The 25,572-nt window shown below is 71.5% G+C and carries 25 protein-coding genes; 21 read left to right on the top strand and 4 right to left on the bottom strand.

From position 1 onward, the window contains the following. Nucleotides 1-115: 115 nt before the first annotated feature. Genes Actob_RS42050 through Actob_RS42040 form a run of 3 tightly spaced genes read left to right on the top strand, consistent with a single transcriptional unit; the run spans nucleotide 116 to nucleotide 2,194 of the window. Nucleotides 116-1,354 carry an ABC transporter permease gene (locus Actob_RS42050; protein ID WP_284917529.1) on the top strand — a complete coding sequence of 413 codons (1,239 nt, stop codon included), beginning with the start codon at nucleotides 116-118 and terminating at the stop codon, nucleotides 1,352-1,354. A gap of 16 nt (nucleotides 1,355-1,370) precedes the next feature. Next, nucleotides 1,371-1,655, top strand: coding sequence for a hypothetical protein (locus Actob_RS42045; RefSeq protein WP_407653506.1), 285 nt, complete (start codon nucleotides 1,371-1,373; stop codon nucleotides 1,653-1,655). Nucleotides 1,656-1,699: 44 nt separating this feature from the next. Beyond that, nucleotides 1,700-2,194, top strand: a complete 495-nt coding sequence (locus tag Actob_RS42040) for a hypothetical protein (protein ID WP_284917527.1) — start codon at nucleotides 1,700-1,702, stop codon at nucleotides 2,192-2,194. 3 nt (nucleotides 2,195-2,197) lie between these two features. On the opposite strand, the gene Actob_RS42035 is transcribed toward Actob_RS42040, so the two are convergent. After that, nucleotides 2,198-3,196 (bottom strand): ABC transporter ATP-binding protein, encoded by a 999-nt coding sequence (locus tag Actob_RS42035; RefSeq protein ID WP_284917526.1) that lies wholly within the window; start codon nucleotides 3,194-3,196, stop codon nucleotides 2,198-2,200. On the opposite strand from Actob_RS42035, the gene Actob_RS42030 reads away from it, so the two are divergent. From Actob_RS42030 to Actob_RS42015, 4 genes are all read left to right on the top strand, one after another. Then, nucleotides 3,169-3,891, top strand: a complete 723-nt coding sequence (locus tag Actob_RS42030) for an ABC transporter permease (protein ID WP_284917525.1) — start codon at nucleotides 3,169-3,171, stop codon at nucleotides 3,889-3,891. The two genes, Actob_RS42035 and Actob_RS42030, sit on opposite strands and share 28 nt — an antisense overlap. Next, the gene (locus Actob_RS42025) at nucleotides 3,888-4,604 is read left to right on the top strand and encodes an ABC transporter permease (protein ID WP_284917524.1); all 717 of its coding nucleotides are present in this window, start codon (nucleotides 3,888-3,890) and stop codon (nucleotides 4,602-4,604) included. The genes Actob_RS42030 and Actob_RS42025 overlap by 4 nt, the downstream gene beginning before the upstream one ends. Nucleotides 4,605-4,746: 142 nt before the next feature. Further along, nucleotides 4,747-5,751, top strand: coding sequence for a glycine betaine ABC transporter substrate-binding protein (locus tag Actob_RS42020; RefSeq protein ID WP_284917523.1), 1,005 nt, complete (start codon nucleotides 4,747-4,749; stop codon nucleotides 5,749-5,751). 188 nt (nucleotides 5,752-5,939) lie between these two features. Beyond that, nucleotides 5,940-7,502 (top strand): hypothetical protein, encoded by a 1,563-nt coding sequence (locus tag Actob_RS42015; RefSeq protein WP_284917522.1) that lies wholly within the window; start codon nucleotides 5,940-5,942, stop codon nucleotides 7,500-7,502. Between the two features lie 13 nt (nucleotides 7,503-7,515). Here Actob_RS42015 and Actob_RS42010 read toward each other — a convergent pair whose 3' ends face one another. Both Actob_RS42010 and Actob_RS42005 read right to left on the bottom strand, forming a co-directional pair. Next, a complete protein-coding gene (locus Actob_RS42010) occupies nucleotides 7,516-8,640 on the bottom strand; it encodes an NADH-quinone oxidoreductase subunit D (protein ID WP_284922514.1) in 1,125 nt (374 codons plus the stop codon). A 262-nt stretch (nucleotides 8,641-8,902) separates the two neighbouring features. Next, a complete protein-coding gene (locus tag Actob_RS42005) occupies nucleotides 8,903-9,874 on the bottom strand; it encodes an SAM-dependent methyltransferase (protein WP_284922513.1) in 972 nt (323 codons plus the stop codon). A 959-nt stretch (nucleotides 9,875-10,833) separates the two neighbouring features. On the opposite strand from Actob_RS42005, the gene Actob_RS42000 reads away from it, so the two are divergent. The 12 genes from Actob_RS42000 to Actob_RS41945 all read left to right on the top strand — a co-directional run bounded on the left by Actob_RS42000 (nucleotide 10,834) and on the right by Actob_RS41945 (nucleotide 23,648). Beyond that, nucleotides 10,834-11,742, top strand: a complete 909-nt coding sequence (locus Actob_RS42000; RefSeq protein WP_284917521.1) for a Rossmann-like and DUF2520 domain-containing protein — start codon at nucleotides 10,834-10,836, stop codon at nucleotides 11,740-11,742. Beyond that, entirely contained in the window at nucleotides 11,739-12,578 is an 840-nt protein-coding gene (panC, locus tag Actob_RS41995; RefSeq protein ID WP_284917520.1) for a pantoate--beta-alanine ligase, read from the top strand. Before Actob_RS42000 ends, panC begins: the two co-directional genes overlap by 4 nt. Next, complete coding sequence (panD, locus tag Actob_RS41990; RefSeq protein WP_284917519.1) at nucleotides 12,578-13,006, top strand: aspartate 1-decarboxylase; 429 nt, start codon at nucleotides 12,578-12,580, stop codon at nucleotides 13,004-13,006. The genes panC and panD overlap by 1 nt, the downstream gene beginning before the upstream one ends. Nucleotides 13,007-13,100: 94 nt before the next feature. Then, nucleotides 13,101-14,036: a septum formation family protein gene (locus Actob_RS41985; RefSeq protein WP_284917518.1), complete on the top strand. Its 936-nt coding sequence runs from the start codon at nucleotides 13,101-13,103 to the stop codon at nucleotides 14,034-14,036. A gap of 61 nt (nucleotides 14,037-14,097) precedes the next feature. Further along, nucleotides 14,098-15,744 (top strand): L-aspartate oxidase, encoded by a 1,647-nt coding sequence (locus tag Actob_RS41980; RefSeq protein WP_284917517.1) that lies wholly within the window; start codon nucleotides 14,098-14,100, stop codon nucleotides 15,742-15,744. A 55-nt stretch (nucleotides 15,745-15,799) separates the two neighbouring features. Then, on the top strand, nucleotides 15,800-16,657 hold the full coding sequence (gene nadC / locus Actob_RS41975; protein WP_284917516.1) for a carboxylating nicotinate-nucleotide diphosphorylase: 858 nt from the start codon (nucleotides 15,800-15,802) through the stop codon (nucleotides 16,655-16,657). A 104-nt stretch (nucleotides 16,658-16,761) separates the two neighbouring features. Further along, nucleotides 16,762-17,520, top strand: a complete 759-nt coding sequence (locus Actob_RS41970) for a type III pantothenate kinase (RefSeq protein WP_284917515.1) — start codon at nucleotides 16,762-16,764, stop codon at nucleotides 17,518-17,520. Between the two features lie 60 nt (nucleotides 17,521-17,580). Beyond that, nucleotides 17,581-19,089 carry a lysine--tRNA ligase gene (gene lysS, locus Actob_RS41965; protein WP_284917514.1) on the top strand — a complete coding sequence of 503 codons (1,509 nt, stop codon included), beginning with the start codon at nucleotides 17,581-17,583 and terminating at the stop codon, nucleotides 19,087-19,089. A 104-nt stretch (nucleotides 19,090-19,193) separates the two neighbouring features. Further along, nucleotides 19,194-19,550: a histone-like nucleoid-structuring protein Lsr2 gene (locus tag Actob_RS41960; protein WP_185038159.1), complete on the top strand. Its 357-nt coding sequence runs from the start codon at nucleotides 19,194-19,196 to the stop codon at nucleotides 19,548-19,550. A 326-nt stretch (nucleotides 19,551-19,876) separates the two neighbouring features. After that, entirely contained in the window at nucleotides 19,877-22,399 is a 2,523-nt protein-coding gene (locus tag Actob_RS41955) for an ATP-dependent Clp protease ATP-binding subunit (RefSeq protein WP_284917513.1), read from the top strand. A 152-nt stretch (nucleotides 22,400-22,551) separates the two neighbouring features. Then, the gene (locus Actob_RS41950; protein WP_284917512.1) at nucleotides 22,552-23,079 is read left to right on the top strand and encodes a hypothetical protein; all 528 of its coding nucleotides are present in this window, start codon (nucleotides 22,552-22,554) and stop codon (nucleotides 23,077-23,079) included. Nucleotides 23,080-23,096: 17 nt separating this feature from the next. Continuing rightward, the gene (locus Actob_RS41945; protein WP_284917511.1) at nucleotides 23,097-23,648 is read left to right on the top strand and encodes a DUF4291 domain-containing protein; all 552 of its coding nucleotides are present in this window, start codon (nucleotides 23,097-23,099) and stop codon (nucleotides 23,646-23,648) included. Here Actob_RS41945 and Actob_RS41940 read toward each other — a convergent pair. After that, complete coding sequence (locus Actob_RS41940) at nucleotides 23,643-24,542, bottom strand: HhH-GPD family protein (RefSeq protein WP_284917510.1); 900 nt, start codon at nucleotides 24,540-24,542, stop codon at nucleotides 23,643-23,645. The two genes, Actob_RS41945 and Actob_RS41940, sit on opposite strands and share 6 nt — an antisense overlap. Nucleotides 24,543-24,563: 21 nt before the next feature. Here Actob_RS41940 and Actob_RS41935 point away from each other — a divergent pair, with 21 nt between their 5' ends. Both Actob_RS41935 and Actob_RS41930 read left to right on the top strand, forming a co-directional pair. Then, nucleotides 24,564-25,067 carry a glycine cleavage system protein R gene (locus tag Actob_RS41935; RefSeq protein ID WP_284917509.1) on the top strand — a complete coding sequence of 168 codons (504 nt, stop codon included), beginning with the start codon at nucleotides 24,564-24,566 and terminating at the stop codon, nucleotides 25,065-25,067. After that, nucleotides 25,064-25,561, top strand: a complete 498-nt coding sequence (locus Actob_RS41930; protein ID WP_284917508.1) for a peptide deformylase — start codon at nucleotides 25,064-25,066, stop codon at nucleotides 25,559-25,561. The genes Actob_RS41935 and Actob_RS41930 overlap by 4 nt, the downstream gene beginning before the upstream one ends. Nucleotides 25,562-25,572: the final 11 nt, after the last annotated feature.

Genomic DNA, 25,572 nt, shown 5'->3' with positions numbered 1-25,572 from the left:
GCATTAAGGGTTCTGAACTGAGGCCGTCTCGTATCCGTATCCTCTGCGGCGGGCGACCTGACCCGGAGTAGCGTGCGCCTCGAACCGCTGGTGGAGGCGTAAGGAGGCGCGGACCATGGCGTACGACGACACGACGATCCGGCAACCGGGGGAGAGCACCGGCGAGTCGGATCCGGCCGCGTACCGGCGCCGCGTGCAGTTCGACGACACCGCCGGTGGCACCCTCGACCAGTCGTTGCGCGCCCCGGTGACCGCACCGGGAGCCGCCACCTCCACCACCGACGACGCCCGCGACCGGCTCGGCGTCCACCTCGGCTGGGAGGTCGTCCTGCTGGTCGCCGCGGCCGTGCTGGGCTTCCTGCTCTGGCGCGAGGACGCGGCCGCCGTGCAGCGCCCCGCGCTGGACGCGCTGCTGGTCACCGGCGCCGCGATCGGCCTGATCACGCTCGGCGCCGGGCTGTCCCTGCGAGCCGGCGTGCCCAACCTGGCGATCGGCCCGATCGTGCTGGCCGCCGAGTTCCAGTTCGCCGAGAACGGCGACAAGGGCCTGGTCCAGGCACTGGTCCCGGCCCTGATCATCGCGGCCGCCGGCGGGCTGGTGGCCGGCCTGCTGATCCTGGTGCTGCACGTGCCCGGCTGGGCGGTCACCCTGGCCGCCGCGTTCGGCGTGATCACGTTCGACCAGCTCCGGGTCGGCGCGGTCGCGGTGCAGGGCCCCTGGGAGCCCAGCGACCGGGCGTTCCTGCTGTTCGGCGGGTTCGCGATGCTGGCCGTGCTGGGCGGCGCGCTGGGCGCGATCGGCCCGGTGCGCCGGTTCTTCGGCCGGATGCGACAGGCCGGCGACCCGGCCGGGCGGCGCGGCTTCGCGGTGGTGCTGCCGGTGCTGCTGGCCCTGATCCTCTCCTCGGTCTTCGCGGCCGGCGCCGGCGTCATCCTGGCCGGTCAGTCGGCCGGCCCGATCCAGCCCGGCACCGGCCTGGAGTGGACCGGCATCGGCCTGGGCCTGGCCCTGCTCGGCGGGACCAGCGCGTACGGCCGGCGTGGCGGCATCTTCGGCACCCTCTTCGCGGTGATGGCGCTGACCATCTTCCTGGACTACCAGACCCGCAAGCAGCTGGACATCGCGCTCTTCGCGATCGCCGGCGCGGTGTTCGCCGCCGGCCTGGTCGCCACCCGGATCGTCGAGTCGTACGGGCGGCTGGCCAGCGCGGCCAAGTCGGAGGACTGGAACGCGGCGCCGTCCAGCGGCCTGAGCAACTGGTCACCCACCCTGCCGGAGACCTGGAACACCCCGGCCGCCCCGCCGGCCCGCGGCGACCGTTGGGACGACGGACCCTGGAGCGCCACCCGCTGACCGTATGCTTTCCGACATGACCATGCCCGGCTTCGCCGAACTGGACGCCCTGCCCACCGAGGAGCTGCGCGAGCGCGCCTTCGTCAAGGCCCGCGAGAGGCACGACGTCCGGTTCTTCTGGTCGGTGCTGAAACACCTGCCGGACTCCGACCAGGCCGCCGCGCTGGACGGCGCGCCGAACTCCATCGGCCCCACCGTGGACGAGGCGGTCGCCCTCTGGCGCGAGCTGGAGGGCCGTGACCTGGGCGAGCAGGAGCCGCTGCTCCGGGCCGCGTTCATCGACTATCTGAGCAGGGAGTGACGGTCATCGTTTGAGCGCGCGGCCCGGCAGGGAAATACCGGGCCATGGCTCTCGGAAATCGGTACAAGACCGCACCCGGTGCGGGCACCATCGCCGCACTCGTACTCGTTCTGGTCTTCGGCAGTCCCTGGTACGGGGACTGGGTGGCCGACAACACGAACGAGAACACCGCCGGCGGCTGGTGGCTGCGCCTGCTGCACTGGCCGGCCTGGCAGTTCGACAGCTCCGACTCACTGCGCGACGTCGTCGTCGGCGACCTCAAGGCGATTCTGGTCGTCGTGCTGACCCTGCTCTTCCTGGTCCTGCTGCCGGGTTCGCAGCTGGCCCGGGCCCGGGGCACGATCAGCCAGTTCTTCGCCGGCTGGGCCGCGTACATCTTCGCCGGTGGCTTCGCCGCCCTGCTGGCCACCCTCTTCCTGACCAACCCCTCGCTACTGGGCGCGTTCCGGGCGGCCGGCACCGGCGCTCAGTACGGCCTGTTCGTCGGCTGGATCGTCGGCCTGGCGAGCCTCGGCGGCTGGCGCGGCACCCGGTCGTAGCGCTCAGACCGGGGTTTCCGCCGGTGTCTCGAACACGGCCGTCCGGGTCACCTGACCGACCGGGCGGCCGTTCTCGGTCACCAGGACCGTGGTGGCGTTCTCGGTGAGCATCACGGCGAGCGCGTCGTGCAGGGTGGCGGCGGCGTCCACGCTCGGCAGGCCCTCGCCGGAGCCGTCGAAGGCGGACATCACCTCGCGTACCGGGGTCACCGCCAGGCGCCGGATGCCATGGTCGGCGCCGACGAAGTCCCGCACCTCGGCCGACGCGGGCCGGCTCAGCAGCTCGGCCGGCGTGGCGTACTGAAGCAGCCGGCCGCCCTCGGCCAGCACCGCGATCCGGTCGCCCATCCGGACCGCCTCGTCGATGTCGTGGGTGACCAGCACGATCGTCTTGCGCACCGCGGCCTGCAGGCGCAGGAACTCCTCCTGCAACCGGGCCCGCACGATCGGGTCGACTGCCGAGAACGGCTCGTCCATCAGCAGCACCAGCGGATCCGCGGCGAGCGCCCGGGCCACCCCGACGCGCTGCCGCTGGCCGCCGGAGAGCTCGTGCGGGTATCGCTTGCCGTACCGGGCCGGGTCCAGCCCGACCATCTCCAGCAGCTCGTCGGCGCGCGCGGTGATCCGCTTGCGGTCCCAGCCGAGCAGTTTCGCCACCGTGCCGACGTTGGCCCGGACGGTCTGGTGCGGGAACAGCCCGACGTTCTGGATCACGTAGCCGATCTGCCGCCGCAGCCGCACCGGGTCCTGCTTCAGGACGTTGCGGCCGTCGATGGTGATCTCGCCGCGGGTCGGCTCGATCAGCCGGTTGATCATCCGGAGGATCGTCGACTTGCCGGATCCGGAGGCGCCGATCAGCACGGCCAGCTCGCCGGCCGGTACCTCCAGGCTGAAGTCCTCGACGGCGACGGTGCCGTCCGGGTACACCTTGCCGACGTCCGCCAGGGTGATCGATGCCGCGGTAGCGTCCACGTATGTCTCTCCTGTCCTGGGGCCCGGCATCGCTGACGCCGGTGGCCGCACCAGCCGATGACGGCCCGGGGAATCCGTGGTTCTCCTGGCGGTACGTCACCGAGAACGCCGACGCGATAGGCACCGCCCTGCGCTTCCACGCCGGGCTGACCGCGCAGACGGTGCTCATCGCGCTGCTGGTCGCCGTGCCGCTCGCCGTCGTCGCCTACTGGATCAGACCGCTGACCGCGCCGATTCTCGCACTCTCCGGCATTCTCTACACGATCCCGTCGCTGGCGCTGCTCTCCCTGCTGGCCCCGTTGGTCGGCACCACCAGCACCACCTCGGTCCTGATCGCCCTGGTGCTGTACGCGCTGCTGGTCCTGGTCCGCAACTCGCTGGCCGGGCTCACCCAGGTCCCGGCCGAGGTCATCGAGGCGGCGACCGGCATGGGGTACGGCCGGTTCGGCCGGCTCTGGCGGGTCGAGTTGCCGCTCGCCCTCCCCGGCATCCTGACCGGGCTGCGGCTGGCCACCGTCTCGACTGTGGCCCTCGTCACGGTCGGCTCGCTGATCGGGCAGGGCGGCCTCGGCGACCTCATCCTGGGCGGGTTCCGGAACAACTTCTACAAGGCGGAGATCATGACCGGGACCGTGCTCTGCGTGGGCCTGGCCCTGGTCCTCGACCTGCTGCTGTCCGGGCTGGGCCGGCTGCTCACCCCGTGGACCCGAGGACGTGCGGCGTGAGTTACTTCGGCGAGGGCATCACCTGGCTCAACGACCCGCTCAACTGGACCAACCCGGGCGGCCTGCTGGACCGGCTCACCGAGCACCTGGTGATCAGCTTCTGGGCGGTCCTGCTCGGCTGCGTGATCGGCTGGCCGCTGGGCATCTGGCTCGGGCACCGCGGCAAGGGCGGCGGCCCGGTGGTCACCGTCGCCAACCTGACCCTGGCCGTACCCACCCTGGCGCTGCTCACCATCCTGCCGCTGACCCCGCTCGGCTTCGGCAAGCCGCCGGTGGTGGTGGCCCTGGCCGTGTTCGCGGTGCCTCCGCTGCTGGCCAACGCGTACACCGGGCTGCGCTCGATCGACCCGGAGACCCGGGAGGCGGCCCGCGGCATGGGCCTCTCCGGCGGCCAACTGCTGCGCCGGGTGGAGCTGCCGCTGTCGGTGCCCTATCTCGCCGCCGGGTTGCGCACCGCCGCGGTCCAGGTGGTGGCGACCGCGGCGCTGGCCGCGCTGGTCAACGGCGGCGGGCTGGGCCAGGTCATCAGCGCCGGGTTCGGGATCGGGATGAGCAACGGCGGCGGTGGTCAGATCGTCGCCGGGGGCCTGGCTGTGGCGCTGCTCGCACTCCTTGTGGAGGGCGTGCTGGCGCTCGTCCAGCGCCTGGTCACCCCGCGCGCGCTGCGGGCCGGAAAGCGTCGCCGGCGCGCTGTGACGGTAACCACCCCATAACGCTCCGGCCTCAAAAGGTGATCTTGTCATACCCCCTTGGTAGGAAAGATGAGAGCACTGAGCGGGCATCGCAAACTTTGGCTGCCCGTCGGACACGCGGCACCGCCATCCGGGCGGCGCCGGGACACAGAAGGCGGCAGTAATGCGTCGAAACCTTTTCCGTACGGCCGGCGCCCTCGCCGCGGCCGTCGTCGTCCTAGCCGGCTGTGGTGAGGCCGGCTCCTCCGGCACCGAGGCGCCCCCGTCGGCCGCCGCCGCTGGTGGCCAGGGCTGCGCCCCGGTCGCCGGCGACAAGCTGGTCGTCCTCACCGACGACAAGAAACTGCAGAACACCGACAACGTCATCCCGGCGATCAACAAGAAGGCGTCCTCGCCCGAGCTGATCGCCGCGCTGGACAAGGTGTCGGCGGCGCTGGACACCACCAAGCTGATCGAGCTCAACAAGGCGGTCGACATCGACCGCAAGTCGTCCAAGGCCGCCGCCCAGGAGTTCGCCACGGCGAACAACCTGACCGCCGGCATCGCCAAGGGCAAGGGCGGCGCGATCACCGTCGGCGCCGCCAACTTCGCCGAGAGCGCCACCCTCGGCGAGCTGTACAACATCGTGCTCACCGCCGCCGGCTACACCGTGAAGGTGCAGCAGATCGGCAACCGTGAGCTGTACGAGCCGGCCCTGGAGAAGGGCGACCTGCAGGTCGTCCCGGAGTATGCCGCGACCCTGGCCTACTTCCTGGCCGGCAAGGTCGACGGCAAGGACGCCAAGGACCCGTCCTCGCCGGAGCTGGAGACCACCGTCACCAACCTGAAGACCCTCGGTGACAAGCGCGGTCTGGTGTTCGGCCAGGCCAGCACGGCGCAGGACCAGAACGCCTTCGCCGTCACCTCCGCCTTCGCCCAGAAGTACTCGCTGACCACCCTCTCCGACCTGGCCAGCAAGTGCTCCGGCACGGCGACCGTGCTGGGTGGCCCGGCCGAGTGCCCGCAGCGGCCCAAGTGCCAGCAGGGCCTGGTCCAGACCTACAGCTTCCAGGCCGGCCGGTTCGACACGCTGGACGCGGGCGGCCCGCTCACCAAGAACGCGCTGAAGCAGGGCACCATCTCGGTCGGCCTGGTCTTCAGCTCGGACGGCGCCCTCGCCGCCGGCTGAGAATCGGCCGGCCCTCAGCGCGGGCGGCGCCCTCGCCGCCGGTTGGGAATCGGCTGGTCCCCGACTCGGGCGGCGCCCCGGCCGCCGGGCCACGACGGGATGAACGAGGTGCCGGACGCCGGGTCGCGACATGCCACCCGGCGTTCGGCCGTTTCGTCCGGGGCGCACTCTCGGTAACATCAGCGCCCATGCCGGAACGGGACCCCCAAGCGGGACACAGCGCACGCCTGCTCCGCGGCCTGGTCTGGGCGGGCGTGATCCTCGCCCCGCTCGCGGCCGCCGTCGTGCTGCTCGGCGGGAACTCCAACTCGGCACGGTTCGCGGTGCTGCTGATCGCGGTCAGCGTCGTGCTGATCGGCGCGTCGGTGCTGATCCGCACCGATCCGGTGCTGCTGCGGATGGATGTCGAGGACCGCGTCGCCGAGGAGATGGACGGACTCCGCAAGCAGCTGCTGGCGGAACTCTCGGCGCAACTGCCCGCCAATCCGGTCCCGGACCCGAATCGGCCGCCGCTGACCCCGCGCAAGCCCGGCGGGCGGGTCCCGGTCGCGGCCGGCGCCCCGGCGGCTGGTTACGGCCCGCAGCCGGGTGGTGGCGGTTTCTTCGCCGATCAGCCCGACGTCAGCGGCCAGCCCGATTTCGACGGCCAGCCCGCTTTCCGCGGCCGACCCGAGTTCCACGGCCAGCCCGGTCTCGACGAGCAGCCGGTTTACGACGAGCAGCCGGTCTTCGGTCAGCCTGGTTACGTGGAGCAGCCCGGTTACCAGGAGCAGCCCGTCTTCGGCCAGGCCGGCTACGACGAGCCGGGGACCTACGACGAGCCGGCCGGCTACGACGAGCCGGTCACCTACGGCCCGGACCCGGCCGGATACGACGCCGAGCCCGCCTACCAGGACCAGCAGCCCGAGTACTACGAGGAGCCCGTCCGCCCCACCGGCGGCCGTGCCGTGGTCGCCGGCAGCGCCCGTCCGATGTCCCCGAGCGGCCCAGCCGGTCGCGCCTCCGCCGCCGTCCCCGCCGCCGGCTCCGCGTCAGTCGGCGCCGCCTCGGTCGGCCCGGCTCCGGTCGGTGCCGCTTCGGTCGGCGCGGCCTCGGTCGGCGCCGCGAAGGTCGGTGCCGCCAGCGTCGGTGCCGCGAAGGTGGGGGCTCCGAAGGTCGGGGCCCCGAAGGTCGGCGCGGCCTCCGTCCCCGGCGCCCCGATGCCGCGGCAGCGCGGCGCCGCCGCTGTCCCCGCCCCGGTCACCGGCGCCGCCCGGGTCTCCGTGGCCCCACAGTCCGGCCCGGCCGGCCCCGTCTACGGCGCCGGCGGCCACGCCCCGGTTCCCGCCGACGCCCCACCGCGAGCCGCCGCCGTCGTCCGCCCCGCTCCGGCCGCCTACGGCCGCCCCGGCGCACCGGCCAACGGCTACCCCGGCCCCGGTTACGCCGACCCCCACGAGGGCTACGCCGCCGAGGACGGCTACGACCCGGACAACGGCTACGGCCCGGACAACGGTTACGGCCCGGAGGACGGCTACGGCGATCCCGCCAACGGCTACGCCCCGAACGCCTTCGGCCCGGACAGCGACGGCTTCCCGCCCGCCGGCGCCGACCCCGGCCAGTACGCCGACCACGGCCACTACGCCGACTCGGCCCAGTACAAGGCTCGCCGCCACCGCCCCTCGGCCAACGACACCAACGTCGGCTCGCTGGCCGATTTCGCCAACATGCCCGGTTACCGCGACGACGCCCAGGGTCAGAACAACTGGTGACCCCCGGCACGGGTCACTTGTCGATGTCGCCGACCACGAAGAACATCGACCCCAGGATCGCGATCAGGTCCGGTACCAGGCACCCGGGGATCAGCGTCGCCAGCGCCTGCACGTTCGCGTACGACGCCGTCCGCAGCTTCAACCGCCACGGCGTCTTCTCCCCGCGGGACACCAGGTAGTACCCGTTCACCCCGAGCGGGTTCTCGGTCCACGCGTAGGTGTGCCCCTCCGGTGCCTTCACCACCTTGGGCAGCCGCACGTTGACCGGCCCGCCGATCCGCTCCACCCGGTCCAGGCACTGCTCGACCAGGTCGAGCGACACGTACACCTGCTCCAGCAGCACCTCGAACCGCGCGTGACAGTCTCCGGCGGTCCGGGTCACCACCGGCACGTCGAGCTGGTCGTAGAACAGGTAGGGCTCGTCACGGCGTACGTCGAAGTCCAGACCGCTGGCCCGCGCCACCGGACCGGAGGCCCCGAACGCGGCGGCGTCAGCCGCCGGCAGCACGCCGACCCCGACCGTGCGCGCCAGGAAGATGTCGTTCTTGTGGATCACGTTGGCCAGGTCGGGCATCCGCCGCCGGACCGCGCCGACCGCCTGCCGGGCCCGCTTCGTCCAACCGGCCGGGACCTCTTCCTTCAGCCCGCCGACCCGGTTGAACATGTAGTGGATCCGCCCGCCGGAGACCTCCTCCATCACCGCCTGCAGCGTCTCCCGCTCCCGGAACGCGTAGAACATCGGCGTGATCGCGCCGATCTCCAGCGGGTAGGAACCGAGGAACATCAGGTGGTTCAGCACCCGGTTCAGCTCGGCGAGGGCCATCCGCAGCCAGACCGCCCGCTCCGGCACCTCGATACCCATCAGCCGCTCGACAGCGAGCACCACGCCCAGCTCGTTGGAGAACGCGGACAGCCAGTCGTGCCGGTTCGCCAGCATGATGATCTGCCGGTAGTCGCGCACCTCGAACAGCTTCTCGGCGCCCCGGTGCATGTACCCGACGACCGGCTCGCAGGCGACCACCCGCTCCCCGTCCAGGGTCAGCTTGAGCCGCAACACCCCGTGCGTCGACGGATGCTGCGGCCCGATGTTCAGCACCATGTCCGCCGTCTCGAGCCCGGCCCCGGTCCCCACGGTCATCTCGCGCAGCGCGTCCGTCACCCCCGCATCGTCGCACGCCGTCAGCTCCCGGCTCCGGCCCCGTCAGGCCCGTCCACACCCCAGATCCTTTCGGTACGGGTACCACCCGACCGCCGTGGCCGGGCGCGCACCAGTCCTGGCCGCCCCGGACCGCAACGCGCGTTCCGGTGATCTGTGGGTGCGGCGCGGGGCGCTGGCAACCGCGGACCGCAGCGCGTGTTCCGCCCGCGCCGCTGGTGAGTCCGTTCCGCGGGCGGACCGCTCAGATCAGTGGCAGGTCGATGCCGATCGGATGCCAGAGCCACCAGTGATCGCCCAGGCCGGTCGACGAGGTGAGCTCGGCGGCGGCACCGGCCGCGGACAGGGCCCGCAGGTAGGCCGCCGGATCGCTGCCGGCCAGGGCGAGCGGTGGTCGCGCGCCGCTGACTCCGAGCGCTTGCAGGGCGGCACGCTGGCGGACCATTTCGTACGCCAGGCCGCTGGCACTGGCGACCGCGTCGATGGCGACGTGCGCCGTCACGTCGCAGCTCCCGTCCGGAACCGGCGCGACCTGCCGCCCTTCCCGGAACCCGGTCAGACTCCCGAACGGTGGCCGCTCCGCACGCCGATGCCCGTAATCGACACACAACGCCGCACCCCGCCGCACCCGGCTCACCGCCTCCGCCCAGGCGGCGTCCCGCGGCGCCCCGATCTCCACCCGCCCCGGCCCCGGCCACCACCGAGCCGACCAGAACACCTCGGCCGGATCGGCGGCGCCACCCAGCGTCTCGGCACCGGTGTGCCGATCGACCAGCACCTTCCGCAGCCGCCCGGCCTCGTCGGTCTCGACCACGTCGAGCGGCACGTTGTCCAGCCACTCGGTCGCGACCAGCAGCCCGGTCACCACCTCCGGCACCGCCCGCCGCCACCGGATCGCCGGACTCAGCCCAGCGGGCCGGGGAGCCATCTCCACCGCCACCGGCCGGACCCGCCCCGCCAGCTCGCCGGGCAGCATCGCGCACACCGCGCTGAGCAACTCCCCGCGCCCGGCCCCGACGTCCACCAGATCGAACGCGGCCGGCCGCCCCAGCGCCGCGTCCACCCGCTCCACAAGCCCCACCAACGCCCGGGCAAACAGCGGCGACGCGTGCACGCTCGTCCGAAAGTGATCGGCGGGCCCGGACCGCTGCCGTACGAAGAACCCGTCCGCCCCGTAGAGCGCGGCCTGCATGGCCAGCCGCCACCCGATCCCCACCACGCCGCCAGCCTAAGCCCGCCCCGCCGAGCAGACCCACGCCCATCCGCGGGCCGTGGGTGGTGGCTGGTCGTCTTGTGCGGGCCGTGGGTGGTGGCCGGTTGTTCTGTGCGGGCCGTGGGTGGTGGCCGGTTGTTCTGTGCGGGCCGTGGGTGGTGGCCGGTTGTTCTGTGCGGGCCGTGGGTGGTGGCCGGTTGTTCTGTGCGGGCCGTGGGTGGTGGCCGGTTGTTCTGTGCGGGCCGTGGGTGGTGGCCGGTTGTTCTGTGCGGGCCGTGGGTGGTGGCCGGTTGTTCTGTGCGGGCCGTGGGTGGTGGCCGGTTGTTCTGTGCGGGCCGTGGGTGGTGGCCGGTTGTTCTGTGCGGGCCGTGGGTGGTGGCCGGTTGTTCTGTGCGGGCCGTGGGTGGTGGCTGGTCGTCTTGTGCGGGCCGTGGGTGGTGGCTGGTCGTCTTGTGCGGGCCGTGGGTGGTGGCCGGTTGTTCTGTGCGGGCCGTGGGTGGTGGCTGGTCGTCTTGTGCGGGCCGTGGGTGGTGGCCGGTTGTTCTGTGCGGGCCGTGGGTGGTGGCCGGTTGTTCTGTGCGGGCCGTGGGTGGTGGCTGGTCGTCCTGTGCGGGCCGTGGGTGGCGGCCGATCGCCCTCCGCGAGCCGCGAGTCGCGGCCGATCGTCCCCGGCCCACGTCAGAGCCCGCCCTATCCCAGGGGGAGCCCCCGCAAGACAGTCTGGCGGGATTCGCGTGATCGAAGGCGAAGCCCTGTGGACAAGCCCCACCTGTGGATAACCAGCACCCCCGCGACCCCGGACGTGATCTGGGACGCAGCCCACCCCACGCCCTCAGCGCCCCGACCCCTCCGCCGAACGGGGAGGAGTCGCCGGTGCGGTTGTTCACAGGCGGTTGCTACGGGCGTGTTAAGACGGCGCATACTGGCGCTCGACCGGTACCCCGACATGAGGACTGGATCTGATGAACGTATTGACCGTCGGCGTTGTCGGCGCCGGGCGGGTGGGCGCCGTGCTGGGTGCGGCGTTGCGCCGGGCCGGGCACCGGGTGGTCGCCGTCGCCGCCGTCTCCACGGCGTCGCGGGAGCGGGCCGCGCGCCTGCTGCCGGAGGCCGCCGTCCTGCCGGCTGACGAGGTCGCCCGGGCCGCCACCGATCTTCTGCTGCTCGCCGTGCCGGATGACGCGCTGGCCGGCGTGGTCGCCGGGCTGAACCGCACCGGGGCGCTGCGGCCGGGGCAGATCGTGGCGCACACCTCCGGGGCTCACGGATTGGACGTGCTGGGCGATGTGAACGGCATGGCCCTGCATCCCGCGATGACCTTCACCGGCGCGGACACCGACCTGGACCGGCTGCCCGGCATCGCCTGGGGGGTGACCACCCGGGACCGCGCGTTCGCCACCCGGCTGATCGCCGACCTGGGCGGCGCGCCGGAGTGGATCGCCGAGGAGGCCCGGCCGGTCTATCACGCGGCTCTCGCGCACGGCGCCAACCACCTGGTCACCCTGGTCAACGAGGCGGCCGACACGCTGCGTGCGGCCGGAGTCGAGGAGCCTTCCCGGGTGCTCGCTCCGCTGCTGACCGCGGCGCTGGACAACGCGCTGCGGATGGGCGACGCCGCGCTGACCGGGCCGGTCTCCCGGGGCGACGCCGGCACGGTGGCCAAGCACCTGGAGCGGATGCCGGCGCGGGCCGTCCCGGCGTACCTCGCCCTGGCCCGGCGGACGGCGGACCGCGCGCTCGCGGCCGGGCGCCTGCGCCCGCAGGACGCCGCGGCCCTGCTCGCGGTCCTGTTCGACGCCCGCGGTGAGGCCGGCACACATGTCACTGGTGCCGGCAACGGCGCCGAGAGCACGGTTGGGAGCCCAGCGTGACCCAGGTGGTACACACCCGCGACGAGCTGGCCGCCGCCCTGGCGGAGCGAGCCGGGCCGGCGGAGATCGCTGTCGTGATGACCATGGGCGCGCTGCACGAGGGGCACCGGCGGCTGATCCGGGTGGCCCGCGAGCGCTCGCCGTTCGTGGTCGTGACGATCTTCGTGAACCCGCTGCAGTTCGGGCCGGCCGAGGACTTCGACAAGTACCCGCGGACCCTGGACGCCGACCTCGAGGCGTGCCGCGCCGAGGGTGCCGCAGTGGTCTTCGCGCCGGGCCGCGACGACGTGTACCCGGGCGGCGCGCCGTCGATCACGATGAACCCGGGTGCGCTCGGCGGGATCCTGGAGGGCGCGAGCCGGCCCGGCCACTTCTCCGGGATGCTCACCGTGGTGGCGAAGCTGCTCCGCCTCACCCGCGCGGACGTCGCCTACTTCGGGGAGAAGGACTTCCAGCAGCTCGCCCTGATCCGCCGGATGGTGGTGGACCTGGAGCTGGGCGTCGAGATCGTGGGCGTGCCGACCGTACGGGAAATCGACGGTCTGGCGCTCAGCAGCCGCAACCGGTACCTCTCGCCGGAACAGCGGAAGTCCGCTCTGGCCCTGTCTCGCGCGTTGCGCGAGGGCGCGACGCACGCCGATCCCACCGCGATCCTGGCCGCCGCCGGGAAGATTCTGGCGGACGAGCCTGGCGTACGCGTCGACTACCTCGAACTGACCGGTCCGGATTTGGGCGTCGTCCCGGATGACGGCCCGGCTCGCCTGCTGGTGGCCGCCAAGGTCGGCGCCACCCGTCTGATCGACAACGTCCCGATCGTTCTCCGGAAGGAAGCCTGATGCTCCGCACCATGCTGAAGTCGAAGATCCACCGGGCCACCGTGACGCAGGCCGACCTGCATTACGTCGGCTCGGTGACCGTCGACCTCGACCTGATGGAGGCCGCCGACCTGTTGCCCGGCGAGCAGGTGGCGATCGTCGACGTGACGAACGGGGCGCGGCTGGAGACCTACGTGATCCCGGGCGAGCGGGGCAGCGGCGTGATCGGCATCAACGGTGCCGCCGCCCACCTGGTGCACCCGGGCGACCTGGTCATCCTGATCTCCTACGGCCAGATGGACAACGCCGAGGCGCGCGAGTACCAGCCGCGGGTGGTGCACGTGGACGCCGACAACCGGGTGATCGAGCTGGGCGCGGACCCGGCCGAGGCGGTCGCGGGCATGGCCGATGACCTGGTCCGGGGGGATCTCACCCTGTCCGCCCGTTGATCTTAGGGTGACTTTCCCGAACGCCGCCGATGAACCGGTCCGATCACCATATGATCGATAAATCGGACATCGGCGGCGTGTGGGAGGGTCCTTCATGCGACACTGGCGTGCCCGACCGGGCCCGGGCCTCGGCTTCGACCTGGCAGCCACGCTGGGTGTGATGCTGCTCGTCGCGGCCGGGTGCGGGAACCCCGGAGACGTCGACGGCAACCTCACCAACGACTGGGGCGCGATGGCCCCGGCGACCGGTTTCGAACCGATGGCCGACACCTGCCACCTGGCCAACTTCGCGGCGACCGGGCCGCGCGCCACCTACGAGGAAGTGGACTGTACGGTGCGGCACCGCACCGAGACGGTCTTCGTGGGCACCTACACCGGGACGGCAGCGGACGCCGAGCAGCCGCCGTCGGAGAACTCGGCCGGGGCACGCGCGGCGTATCACACCTGCGACGAGAAGACGACCGCGTACGTCGGTGCCCCGTGGCGTACCGGCCGCCTCTGGATCGGCGTCACCCATCCGTCCCCGGCGGCCTGGACCGGTGGTTCCCGCTGGTTCCGCTGCGACGTGGTGGAACTCGACTCGATCGAGGACAACGGGGCGCTGGTGGAGCGGCAGGGCAGCCTGCGCGGGGCCCTGGCGACCGACTCCGGCCTGCGGCTCGGCTGTTACGCGATCAAGCTGGACGACGGCGGCGCGATCGACACCATGCCGCCGGCGGCCTGCACCGCCACGCACAACGCCGAGTTCGCCGGCGTCTGGGACGCGCCGGCCGACGCGTCGTACCCCAAGGGCGACACGGCCTGGGAGGAGTTCCACGACGGCTGCCGGACCGTGGTGTCCGGGTACACCGGCGTGCCGGACGACAAGAACCTGCAGTACCGCACCGGCGTGGTCTCGCTGCCGGGCAACACCGACGTCTGGGCGCAGGGCGACCGCGGCGTGCGCTGCTATCTCTGGCTGGACGGCGCCGAGCTGACCTCGACCCTGAAGGGCAAGGGGACCAAGGCGCTGCCGGTCCAGTACAAGTAACGGTGACCACTGATGGTGCCCCCGGCGTGACGGGTGCGCGGGGGCGGAGTGTACTGACCACATGTCACCTCTCGCGGATCTGCCGGCCCTGCCGCGCCGGCTCGCCGCCGCCGAGCCGGGCTGGACCGAGACCACCGACGTGGTGGTGGTCGGTTCCGGCATCGCCGGGCTCACCGCCGCACTGCACCTGCGCGAGCAGGGCCTGCACGTCACGGTGGTCACCAAGGTCAACATCGACGACGGCTCCACGCGCTGGGCGCAGGGCGGGATCGCCGCGGTGCTCGACCCGCTCGACTCGCCACAGGCGCACGCCTACGACACCGAGATCGCCGGCGTCGGGCTGTGCGACCCCGCAGCGGTGAAAGCCCTGGTCGAGGAGGGTCCGGCCCGGGTCCGTGAGCTGATCCGCCGGGGTGCCGAGTTCGACCGGAACCCGGACGGCTCGCTGATGCTGACCCGCGAGGGCGGCCACCGGGCGGATCGGATCGTGCACGCCGGCGGCGACGCCACCGGCGCCGAGGTGCAGCGTGCCCTGCACGCCGCGGTCCGCCGCGACCCGTGGATCCGGCTGGTCGAGCACGCCCTGGTGCTGGACCTGCTGCGCGCCGCCGACGGCCGGGCCTGCGGGATCACCCTGCACGTGCTGGGCGAGGGCTCGGAGGACGGGGTGGGTGCCGTGCTGGCCCGCGCGGTGGTCCTGGCCACCGGCGGGATGGGGCAGATCTTCTCGTCCACCACGAACCCGTCGGTCTCCACCGGCGACGGCGTAGCGCTCGCGCTGCGGGCCGGCGCCGAGGTGACCGACGTGGAGTTCGTCCAGTTCCACCCGACCTCCTTCGTCACCTCGGGGCTGAACTCGGTGCAGCGGCCGCTGATCTCCGAGGCGCTGCGCGGCGAGGGCGCCCACCTGGTGGACGAGAACGGCGAGCGGTTTATGGTCGGGCAGCACGAGCTGGCCGAGCTGGCCCCCCGCGACGTGGTCGCCAAGGGCATCTACCGGGTGCTGCGGGCCACCGGCGCGGACCACGTCTACCTGGACGCCCGGCACCTCGGCAAGGAGTTCCTGGAGCACCGCTTCCCGACCATCATGGCCTCCACCCGCGGTGCCGGGGTGGACCCGGCGACCGAGCTGATCCCGGTCGCGCCGGCCGCGCACTACGCCTCCGGCGGGGTCCGTACCGACCTGCACGGCCGCACCACCATCCCGGGCCTGTACGCCTGCGGCGAGGTGGCCTGCACCGGCGTGCACGGCGCCAACCGGCTGGCCAGCAACTCGCTGCTGGAGGGCCTGGTCTTCGCCAAGCGGATCGCCGACGACATCGGCCGTGACCTGCCGGCCCAGGCCGAGCCGGTGCGGATGAACATGACACCGGCCTGGGTGGCCGACCCGGCGATCCGGCCGGAGGTGCAGCGGGCCATGACCCGCGGCGCCGGGGTGCTGCGCTCGGCCGACTCGCTGGACACCGCCGGCAAGGAGCTGTCCCGGCTGGCCGAGTCCCGCTCCACGCCGAACACCGCGGCGTGGGAGGCGACGAACCTGCTCACCGTCTCCGCCGCGCTGGTGGCGTCGGCGCGCAGCCGCCGGGAGACCCGCGGCTGCCACTGGCGCGAGGACTACCCGACCGCTGCCGACGAGTGGCGCGGGCACCTGCTGAACTCGATCGCCGCCGACGGCGGCATGACCCAAGACTTCCAGGAGATGGCGTGATCGACTGCACCGCAGCGAAGCAAGGGCCAGGAGAGCACGCCGAAGGGGGCACAGCGTGATCGACTTCGGGTTGGACTTCGCGGAGGTCCAGCGGATCGTGCTCACCGCGCTGACCGAGGACCTCGGTACCCCGCCCCGCGACGTGACCAGCGAGGCCACCATCCCGGCCGAGCAGGTGGACACCGCCGAGCTGGTGGCCCGGGCCGACGGCGTGGTGGCCGGCCTGCCGGTGGCCGCCGAGGTCTTCGCCGTCACCTCGCAGGGGCACGCCGAGTTCCGGCAGATCGTCGGCGAGGGCGACCGGGTGACCCGGGGTGAGGTGCTGGCCGTGGTGACCGGGCCGACCCGGGCGCTGCTCACCGCCGAGCGCACCGCGCTGAACCTGATCAGCCGGATGTCCGGGGTGGCCAGCCACACCCGGAAATGGGCCGACCAGCTCGCCGGCAGCAAGGCGACGGTGCTGGACACCCGCAAGACCACGCCCGGCCTGCGGTCGCTGGAGAAGTACGCGGTCCGGGTCGGCGGCGGCACCAACAAGCGGATGGGCCTGTACGACGTCGCCATGATCAAGGACAACCACAAGCTGGCGGCCGGCAGCATCACCGCCGCGTACCGGCTGGTCCGGGAGACCTTCCCGGACGTGGCGGTGCAGGTCGAGGTGACCACGCTGGCCGAGGCGCGGGAGGCGGCGGCGGCCGGCGCCACCTTCCTGCTCTGCGACAACATGACGCCGGAGCTGCTCACCGAGGTGGTGGCGGCGATCGGCGGGCGGGCCGAGCTGGAGGCGACCGGGAACCTGACGCTGGCCACCGCGGCGGCCTACGCGGCGACCGGGGTGGACTACCTGTCGGTGGGCGGGCTGACCCACTCGTCGCCGATCCTGGACATCGCGCTGGACCTGCGGCCGCGCTGAGGCGAGAGCTCGGTCGAAGCGAGCGCGGTCCGGCCCCGCTGAGCGAGCACGGGAGCTGTGACGCGTACAAATAAGCGTCTTGATTTTGATTCTTAGGGGCATCCGTGCTGCTTTGCATTGACATCGGCAACACCAACACCGTGCTGGCCACCTTCGACGGCGACAAGCTGGTGCACAACTGGCGGATCAAGACCGACGCCGCCTCGACAGCGGACGAGCTCGGGCTGATGTTCCGCGGCCTGCTGGCCGGCGACGCCGTCGAGATCACCGGGGTGGCCGCCTGCTCCACGGTGCCGGCCGCGCTGCGCAACCTGCGCACGATGCTCAAGCGGTACTACGGCGACGTGCCCAGCGTGATCGTCGAGCCGGGCGTGAAGACCGGGGTGCAGCTGGCCATCGACAATCCGAAGGAGGTGGGCGCCGACCGGGTGGTGAACACGCTGGCCGCGCACGCCCTCTACGGCGGACCGTCGATCGTGGTGGACTTCGGCACCACCACCAACTTCGACCTGATCAGCGCGAAAGGCGAGTTCCTCGGCGGCGCGTTCGCCCCGGGCATCGAGATCTCCTTCGACGCGCTCGCCGCCCGCGCCGCCCAGCTGCGCAAGGTGGAGCCCACCAAGCCGCGCTCGGTGATCGGCAAGAACACCGTGGAGTGCCTGCAGGCCGGGCTCTACTACGGCTTCGGCGGCCAGGTGGACCGGATCGTCGAGCGGATGATCGAGGAGATCGGCCCGGTCCGCGCGGTGATCGCCACCGGTGGTCTGGCCTGGCTGGTGAAAGACGAGTGCCACACGCTGACCGCCCACGAGCCGATGATCACGCTGATCGGGCTCCGGATGGTATATGAGCGGAACGTCTGAACCGGGCTGAGTAGGCTTTCCAGGTCCCGACGAACCCCCACTACACAGGAAGACCGTGCCGTGACCGAGCAGAACGTGCCAGTGACCGATCCCGCCGACGACCTACCCGAGCAGATGAAGGTCCGCCGGGCGAAGCGGGACCAGTTGCTGGCCAAGGGCGTCGCGCCCTACCCGGTCACCGTGCCCCGGACGATCACCCTGGCCCAGATCCGCGCGCAGTACGCGGAGCTGCCGACCGACACCGCCACCGGTGACCAGGTGAGCGTCACCGGCCGGGTGATCTTCATCCGGAACGGCGGCAAGCTCTGCTTCGTGACCCTGCGCGAGGGGGACGGGACCGAGTTGCAGGCGATGCTCTCCCTGGACCGGGTCGGCGCCGAGGCGCTGGAGGACTGGAAGCGCCTGGTCGACCTCGGCGACCTGGTCGCGGTCACCGGCGAGGTGATCACCAGCCGCCGCGGTGAACTCTCCGTGCTCGCCGATTCGTGGTCGATGAGCGCCAAGGCGCTGCGTCCGCTCCCGGTCGCGCACAAGCCGCTTTCCGAGGAAACCCGGGTGCGGCAGCGTTATGTCGATCTCATCGTCCGGCCGCAGGCCAGGGACACCGTGCGTACCCGGGCAACCGTGGTGCGTAGTCTTCGTGAGTCGCTGTTCCGCCGCAATTATCTCGAGGTGGAAACGCCGATGTTGCAGTTGCTGCACGGTGGCGCGGCGGCCCGCCCGTTTGTGACGCACAGCAACGCGCTGGATACCGATCTTTATCTGCGGATCGCTCCGGAACTGTTTTTGAAGCGCGCGGTGGTCGGTGGGATCGATCGGGTCTTCGAGATCAACAGGAACTTCCGTAATGAGGGCATGGACTCCACGCACTCTCCGGAGTTCGCCATGCTCGAGGCGTATCAGGCGTATGCCGACTACAACGTGATGCAGGCCCAGGTGCGTGAGTGGATTCAGGAGGCCGCGCAGGCGGTCGCCGGCTCGCACGTGGTCACCCACTACGACGGCACCGAGCTCGACCTCGGCGGCGAGTGGAAGCAGATCACCCTGTTCGGCGCGATCTCCGAGGCGCTCGGCGAGGAGGTCACCATTCGGACCGACCTGGCCCAATTGCAGCGGTACGCGGAGAAGGTCCAGCTCGGCGTCGACCCCAAGTGGAGCGCCGGAAAGCTGGCCGAGGAGCTGTTCGAGCACCTGGTGCAGCACACCCTGCAGGCGCCGACGTTCGTCCGGGACTACCCCGAGGAGACCGCGCCGCTGACCGCCGCGCACCGCGAGACGCCCGGCCTGACCGAGAAGTGGGACCTGTACGTCGGCGGTTTCGAGCTCGCCACCGCCTATTCCGAACTGGTCGACCCGGTCGTCCAGCGGGAACGGCTGCACGCCCAGTCGCTGCTGGCGGCCGGTGGCGATGCCGAGGCGATGCAGCTCGACGAGGATTTCCTGCGCGCCATGGAGTACGGAATGCCGCCGACCGGTGGCATGGGAATGGGAATCGACCGGCTGTTGATGGCGCTCACCGGCCTGGGCATTCGGGAAACGATCCTCTTCCCGTTGGTCCGGGCGGAGTAGCCCCCGTCAATAAATCTGCCCCGCCATTGACGGGCGATGTCCCCCTGGCGTTATTGTTCTCCCATTGCGTGGGAGAGAACCTGTGTTCGGGAGGATAACGGCGCGTGGCCAAGCAGATCATTCACAAGCTGGTCGATGACATCGACGGCACCGAAGCCGACGAGACTGTGAAGTTCGCTCTCGACGGTATTCAGTACGAGATCGACCTATCGGAGAAGAACGCCGCGGAATTGCGGGAGGTCTTCGCTCCGTACCTGAGCGCCGGCACCAAGGTGGCCCGTGGCGGTGTGGTCGTCGGCGGCCGCGCGGCGCGTGGCCGCGGCGGCGCGGCGGCCGACCGGGAGCAGAACAAGGCGATCCGGGAGTGGGCGAAGAAGGCCGGTTACGACATCTCCGACCGCGGGCGTATCCCGCAGGAGATCGTCGACGAGTACCACTCGAAGGGCCCCGGCCGGGCCTGAGTCCGACCCGAAGAGGGCGTACCGATCATCGGTACGCCCTCTTCGTGCTTCCCACAGCGTTATCCACAGGCACTATCCACAGGCGCTAGCGCGTTGTCCACAGGCTGTGGACCGTGGGGATTTCGCTGTCCGCGTACACGTTCGGGTGGGGGAAGAGCCGCTGAGCGTGCGAAGTTGGCTAAATCAACGTCGCGGATCGTTCCGAGGGGCTGCGAGGGCCCAGCGGATCCTCCCGGCGGCGATAGAGTTACAGCACGGGCATCACCGATGCCCGTGCGCTGGCCCCGCCAGTTCATGGGCGCACGGCACGTGAGGAGCACGAGGGCATGTTCGAGCGGTTCACCGACCGAGCGCGACGGGTTGTCGTCCTGGCCCAAGAAGAGGCCCGGATGCTCAACCACAACTACATCGGCACGGAGCACATCCTGCTCGGTTTGATCCACGAGGGTGAGGGTGTGGCTGCCAAGGCTCTGGAGAGCCTGGGCATCTCCCTGGAAGGCGTCCGTCAGCAGGTCGAGGAGATCATCGGCCAGGGCCAGCAGGCGCCGAGCGGGCACATCCCGTTCACGCCCCGGGCCAAGAAGGTGCTGGAGCTCTCCCTGCGGGAGGCGCTGCAGCTGGGGCACAACTACATCGGTACCGAGCACATCCTGCTCGGCCTGATCCGCGAGGGCGAGGGCGTCGCCGCCCAGGTCCTGGTCAAGCTCGGCGCCGACCTGAACCGGGTTCGCCAGCAGGTGATCCAGCTGCTCTCCGGTTACCAGGGCAAGGAGCCGGCCGCCGCGGGCACCGCCACCGGCGAGGCCGCGCCGTCCACCTCACTGGTCCTCGACCAGTTCGGGCGCAACCTGACCCAGGCCGCCCGGGAGGGCAAGCTCGACCCGGTCATCGGCCGGGAGAAGGAAATCGAGCGGGTCATGCAGGTGCTGTCCCGCCGCACCAAGAACAACCCCGTGCTGATCGGCGAGCCGGGCGTCGGCAAGACCGCGGTGGTCGAGGGCCTGTCCCAGTCCATCGTCAAGGGCGAGGTCCCCGAGACGCTGAAGGACAAGCAGCTCTACACGCTCGACCTGGGCGCGCTGGTCGCCGGCTCCCGTTACCGCGGTGACTTCGAGGAGCGCCTGAAGAAGGTGCTCAAGGAGATCCGCACCCGCGGTGACATCATCCTGTTCATCGACGAGATCCACACCCTGGTCGGCGCCGGCGCCGCCGAGGGTGCCATCGACGCCGCCTCGATCCTCAAGCCCATGCTGGCCCGCGGCGAGCTGCAGACCATCGGCGCGACCACTCTGGACGAGTACCGCAAGCACCTGGAGAAGGACGCCGCGCTCGAGCGCCGCTTCCAGCCGATCCAGGTCGGCGAGCCGTCGCTGGCGCACACCATCGAGATCCTCAAGGGTCTCCGCGACCGCTACGAGGCGCACCACCGGATCAGCATCACCGACGCCGCCCTGGTGGCCGCCGCGACGCTGGCCGACCGGTACATCTCCGACCGGTTCCTGCCGGACAAGGCGATCGACCTGATCGACGAGGCCGGCGCCCGGATGCGCATCCGCCGGATGACCGCGCCGCCAGACCTGCGTGACTTCGACGAGCGCATCGCCCAGGTGCGCCGCGACAAGGAGTCCGCGATCGACGCGCAGGACTTCGAGCGTGCCGCCCAGCTGCGCGACAAGGAGAAGCAGCTGCTGGGCCAGAAGGCGCAGCGGGAGAAGGAGTGGAAGGCCGGCGACCTGGACGTGGTGTCCGAGGTCGACGACGAGCAGATCGCCGAGGTGCTGGGCAACTGGACCGGTATTCCGGTCTACAAGCTCACCGAGGAGGAGACCTCCCGGCTGCTGCGCATGGAGGATGAGCTGCACAAGCGGGTCATCGGCCAGGAGGACGCGGTCAAGGCGGTGTCCAAGGCGATCCGGCGGACCCGGGCCGGTCTGAAGGACCCGAAGCGGCCGTCCGGCTCGTTCATCTTCGCCGGCCCGTCCGGTGTCGGTAAGACCGAGCTGTCCAAGGCCCTGGCGGAGTTCCTGTTCGGCTCCGAGGACGCGCTGATCCAGCTGGACATGTCTGAGTTCCACGACCGCTACACCGTGTCCCGGCTGGTCGGTGCCCCGCCCGGCTACGTCGGTTACGACGAGGGCGGCCAGCTGACCGAGAAGGTGCGGCGCAAGCCGTTCAGCGTGGTGCTGTTCGACGAGATCGAGAAGGCCCACCCGGACGTCTTCAACACGCTGCTGCAGATCCTGGAGGACGGCCGGCTCACCGACGGCCAGGGCCGGATCGTCGACTTCAAGAACACCGTCATCATCCTGACCACCAACCTCGGTACCCGGGACGTGGCCAAGGCGGTGTCGCTGGGCTTCCAGGCCTCGGAGGACACCGAGAGCAACTACGACCGGATGAAGGTCAAGGTCAACGACGAGCTGAAGCAGCACTTCCGCCCGGAGTTCCTCAACCGCATCGACGACACGATCGTCTTCCACCAGCTGCGCGAGCAGGAGATCTTGCAGATCGTCGACATCTTCACCGCGCGCATCGAGTCCCAGCTGAAGAACAAGGACATGGGCCTCGAGCTGACCGACAACGCGAAGAAGTACCTCGCGAAGAAGGGCTTCGACCCGGTGCTGGGTGCCCGGCCGCTGCGCCGCACCATCCAGCGTGAGCTGGAGGACACCCTGTCCGAGCAGATCCTGTTCAACGAGCTGCGCCCCGGCCAGATCGTCGTGGTGGACTGCGAGGGCGACCCGGCCAACGTGGAGAAGTCCAAGCTGGTCTTCCGCGGCGCCGAGAAGGCGAGCGCGGTGCCCGACGCGGTGCCGGCCGACCTCGGCGCGGCCACCGGCGAGGAGTAAGCGGCTACCGGCGAGGAGTAAGCGGAGTAATCCGACAGCTCCGGCGGCCCGGCCCTCTCGAGGGCCGGGCCGTTGTCATACCCGGGTATCACTCGCGGGTGAGCACCCAGGGGTGACGCGGCCGACCCGGTGCGATCCATAGCTTCCGATGCATGAACGCGAAGCATCGCATCGGTCAAGCCGTCTTCTACAGCGCCGGGCTCGCCCCGGTCAGCGCGGCGGGCCTGGGCCTGGCCGTTGCCGGCCGGCCGGGCACCGCGGCGCGCCTCGCCGCCGGCTGGCAGAGTCGCATCGGCCGGCCCGTCGAGCTGCCCCGCCGTTTCCTGCCGGTGGCCGCCGACGCCGGCCTGGGCCTGCTGCTCGGTCTCTTGGCGCTGATCCCGCTGGCCCTCGAAGTCCTCTTCGTCGCCCGGGGCATCCTGTACGGGTGGGTCGACCCCGGCCCCTACGACACCTCGTGGGGCGGGCCGACCCGAGCCGGCGCGTGGCTGGCACATTTCCTGGTCGGCGTCCCGATCGCGGTGGCCGGGATCGCCGCCCTGATCGGTATCGCGGCCCTGCACCGGCGCTGGACCCGCCGGTTGGCGGGTGAGCCGGGCGGGGCCTGGGTGCTGCCGGTGGCCGTGCTCATCGCCGCGGCCGAGGTGCTGTTCTTTATTGCCTGGCTGCACCAGCTCTGACCGCCCATCATGGGCGGATGCGCGAGATCAGGGCGGTCTACGACGACCGCAGCATCACCGTCTACCAGGCGTACTCGCCGGCCATCGCGGTGCCGGCGGTGGCGGCCGGGCGGTTCGTCCCACCGTTCAAGCGGGAGCGGATGACCTGGATCAAGCCGAGCTTCCTGTGGATGATGTACCGCTGCGGGTGGGCCACCAAGGAGGGGCAGGAACACGTCCTCGCCGTCTCGATCACCCGCGAGGGCTTCGAGTGGGCGCTCGCCAACGCGGTGCACAGCAGCTACCAGCACGGCGAGTATCCGAGCCGCGCCGACTGGCGGCAGGCGCTCAAGCGGGCGCCGACCCGGGTGCAGTGGGACCCGGAGCGGGACCTGCGGCTGCGCGAGTTGCCGTACCGTTCGCTGCAGCTGGGCATCGGCGGCGAGGCGGTCGCCCGCTACGTCGACGAGTGGATCACCGGGATCACCGACGTGACCGGCCTGGTCCGGGAGATCCGCGGCCACCTGGACGCGGGGGACGAGGCTCGGGCGGCGCTGCTGCTGCCGCCGGAGCGTCCCTACCCGCTATGACAGCTGGTTCACCGCACCCCGCGGCGCGTCGCCGGCCAGCACGAAATCCTCCGCGCCCAGCGACTCCACCAGACCGTCCTCGACCAGCCCGGCAAGCGCCCGGGCTCGCTGCACCTCATCGGTCCAGACCAGGTCCAGCCGTTGCCGGGGGACCGGCCCGGTGGCCTGCCGCAGCACCTCCAGCAGCAGGCCACGCACCTGACGGTCGGTCCCGGCATACCGCTGGGGCTTGCGGCTCGGCCCGTCCGGCAGCGGCAGCCCGGTCAGCCGCCACGCGCAGACGTCGTGAAACGGGCAGGCCACGCACTTCGGCGCACGGGCGGTGCAGACGACAGCGCCCAGCTCCATGAACGCGATGCTGGCCCGGGCCGCGCGGGCCGGTTCCTCGGGCAGCAGCTCCTCCATCGCGACCAGGTCGGCAGCCGTGGTCGCCGGGCCGGCGTCCGGTTTGCCCTCGACGACGCGGGACACCACCCGTCGTACGTTGGTGTCCACCACCGGGTGACGCTGACCGTAGGCGAACGCCGCGACCGCGCGCCCGGTGTACGTCCCCACCCCGGGCAGCGCGAGCAGCTGGTCGAGATCATCAGGCACGGTGCCGCCGTGCCGTTCCACTATCGCCTGCGCGCAGGCGTGCAACCGCATCGCCCGCCGGGGGTACCCGAGCCGCCCCCACATCCGGACCGCCTCGGACTGCGGCTCGGCGGCGAGATCGGCCGGCGTCGGCCAGCGGGTCATCCAGGAGCGCCAGGCCGGCTCCACCCGGACCACCGGGGTCTGCTGGAGCATCACCTCGCTCACCAGGACACCCCAAGGGGTGGTTTCGGGTTGTCGCCACGCGAGATCGCGGGCGTTGGCGTCGTACCAGGTGATGGCTTCGTCGGCGAGAGTCATAGCAGGACCTACTGTAAGTGGGTGCATGAGCTCGCCATCACCGTCATCGGGCCGGACCGGACCGGCATCGTGGCCGACGTGGCCGAGGCGCTCGCCGCCGTCGGCGCGAACCTGACCGACTCGACGATGACCCGGTTGCGTGGACACTTCGCGATGACCCTGATCTGCACCGGGCCGTCCGCCGACGACGCGTCGGCGGCACTCTCCGCCCTGGGCGGTGGTCTGCTGGCCACGGTGCGGCAGGTCGAGGCCGAGCCGTCCCCGAGCGCGGGCGAGCCCTTCCTGGTCAGCGTGCACGGTGCGGACCGGCTCGGCATCGTCGCCGCGGTCACCCGGGTGGTGGCCGGCGCCGGTGGCAACATCACCGACCTGACCACCCGGCTCACCGGCCCGCTCTACGTCCTGGTCGCCGAGGTGGACCTGCCGCCGGGCCGGGCCGACGAGCTGGCCGAGCAGCTCGCGGTGGCCGGCGCGGAGCTGGGTGTCGACGTGACCCTGCGGCGTGCCGAGTCGGAGCTGCTGTGAGGAAGGTGGTCACCGCGCCGGCCGGCGTGCTCAGCACGGTCGCCGCCGAGGTCGACCCGGCCGATCCGGCGATCGTCGCGCTCGCCGAGGAACTGGTGGCCATCATGCGGGTGTCACCCGGATGCGTCGGCCTGGCCGCTCCGCAGATCGGCGTCTCGGCGAGCGTGTTCTGCGTGGACGTCACCGGCCACCCCAAGGCCGTCACCACGCACGGTGCGTTCGTGCTCTGCAATGCCAAGATCATCGAGGCGAGCCGGTGGCGGCCCGGGCGGGAGGGCTGCATGTCGGTGCCCGACCTGACCGGTGACGTGAAACGGGCCGGCCGGATCGTCGTCGAGGGGCTGCGGCCGGGCACCGGGGAGACGGTCACGCTGACCACCGACGCCTTCGAGGCACGTGCCCTGCAGCATGAGATCGATCACTGCGCCGGAAAGCTGTTCCTCGATCGGGTGGCCGGTGCGCACGCGATCTACCAACGCAAGGTCTATCTCTAACGAACGATACG

Origin of the sequence: Actinoplanes oblitus, from assembly GCF_030252345.1 — a bacterium.
GTDB lineage: Bacteria > Actinomycetota > Actinomycetes > Mycobacteriales > Micromonosporaceae > Actinoplanes > Actinoplanes oblitus.
Note: the sequence above shows the minus strand (reverse complement) of the source record. Positions and strands in the feature narration are given on the sequence as shown.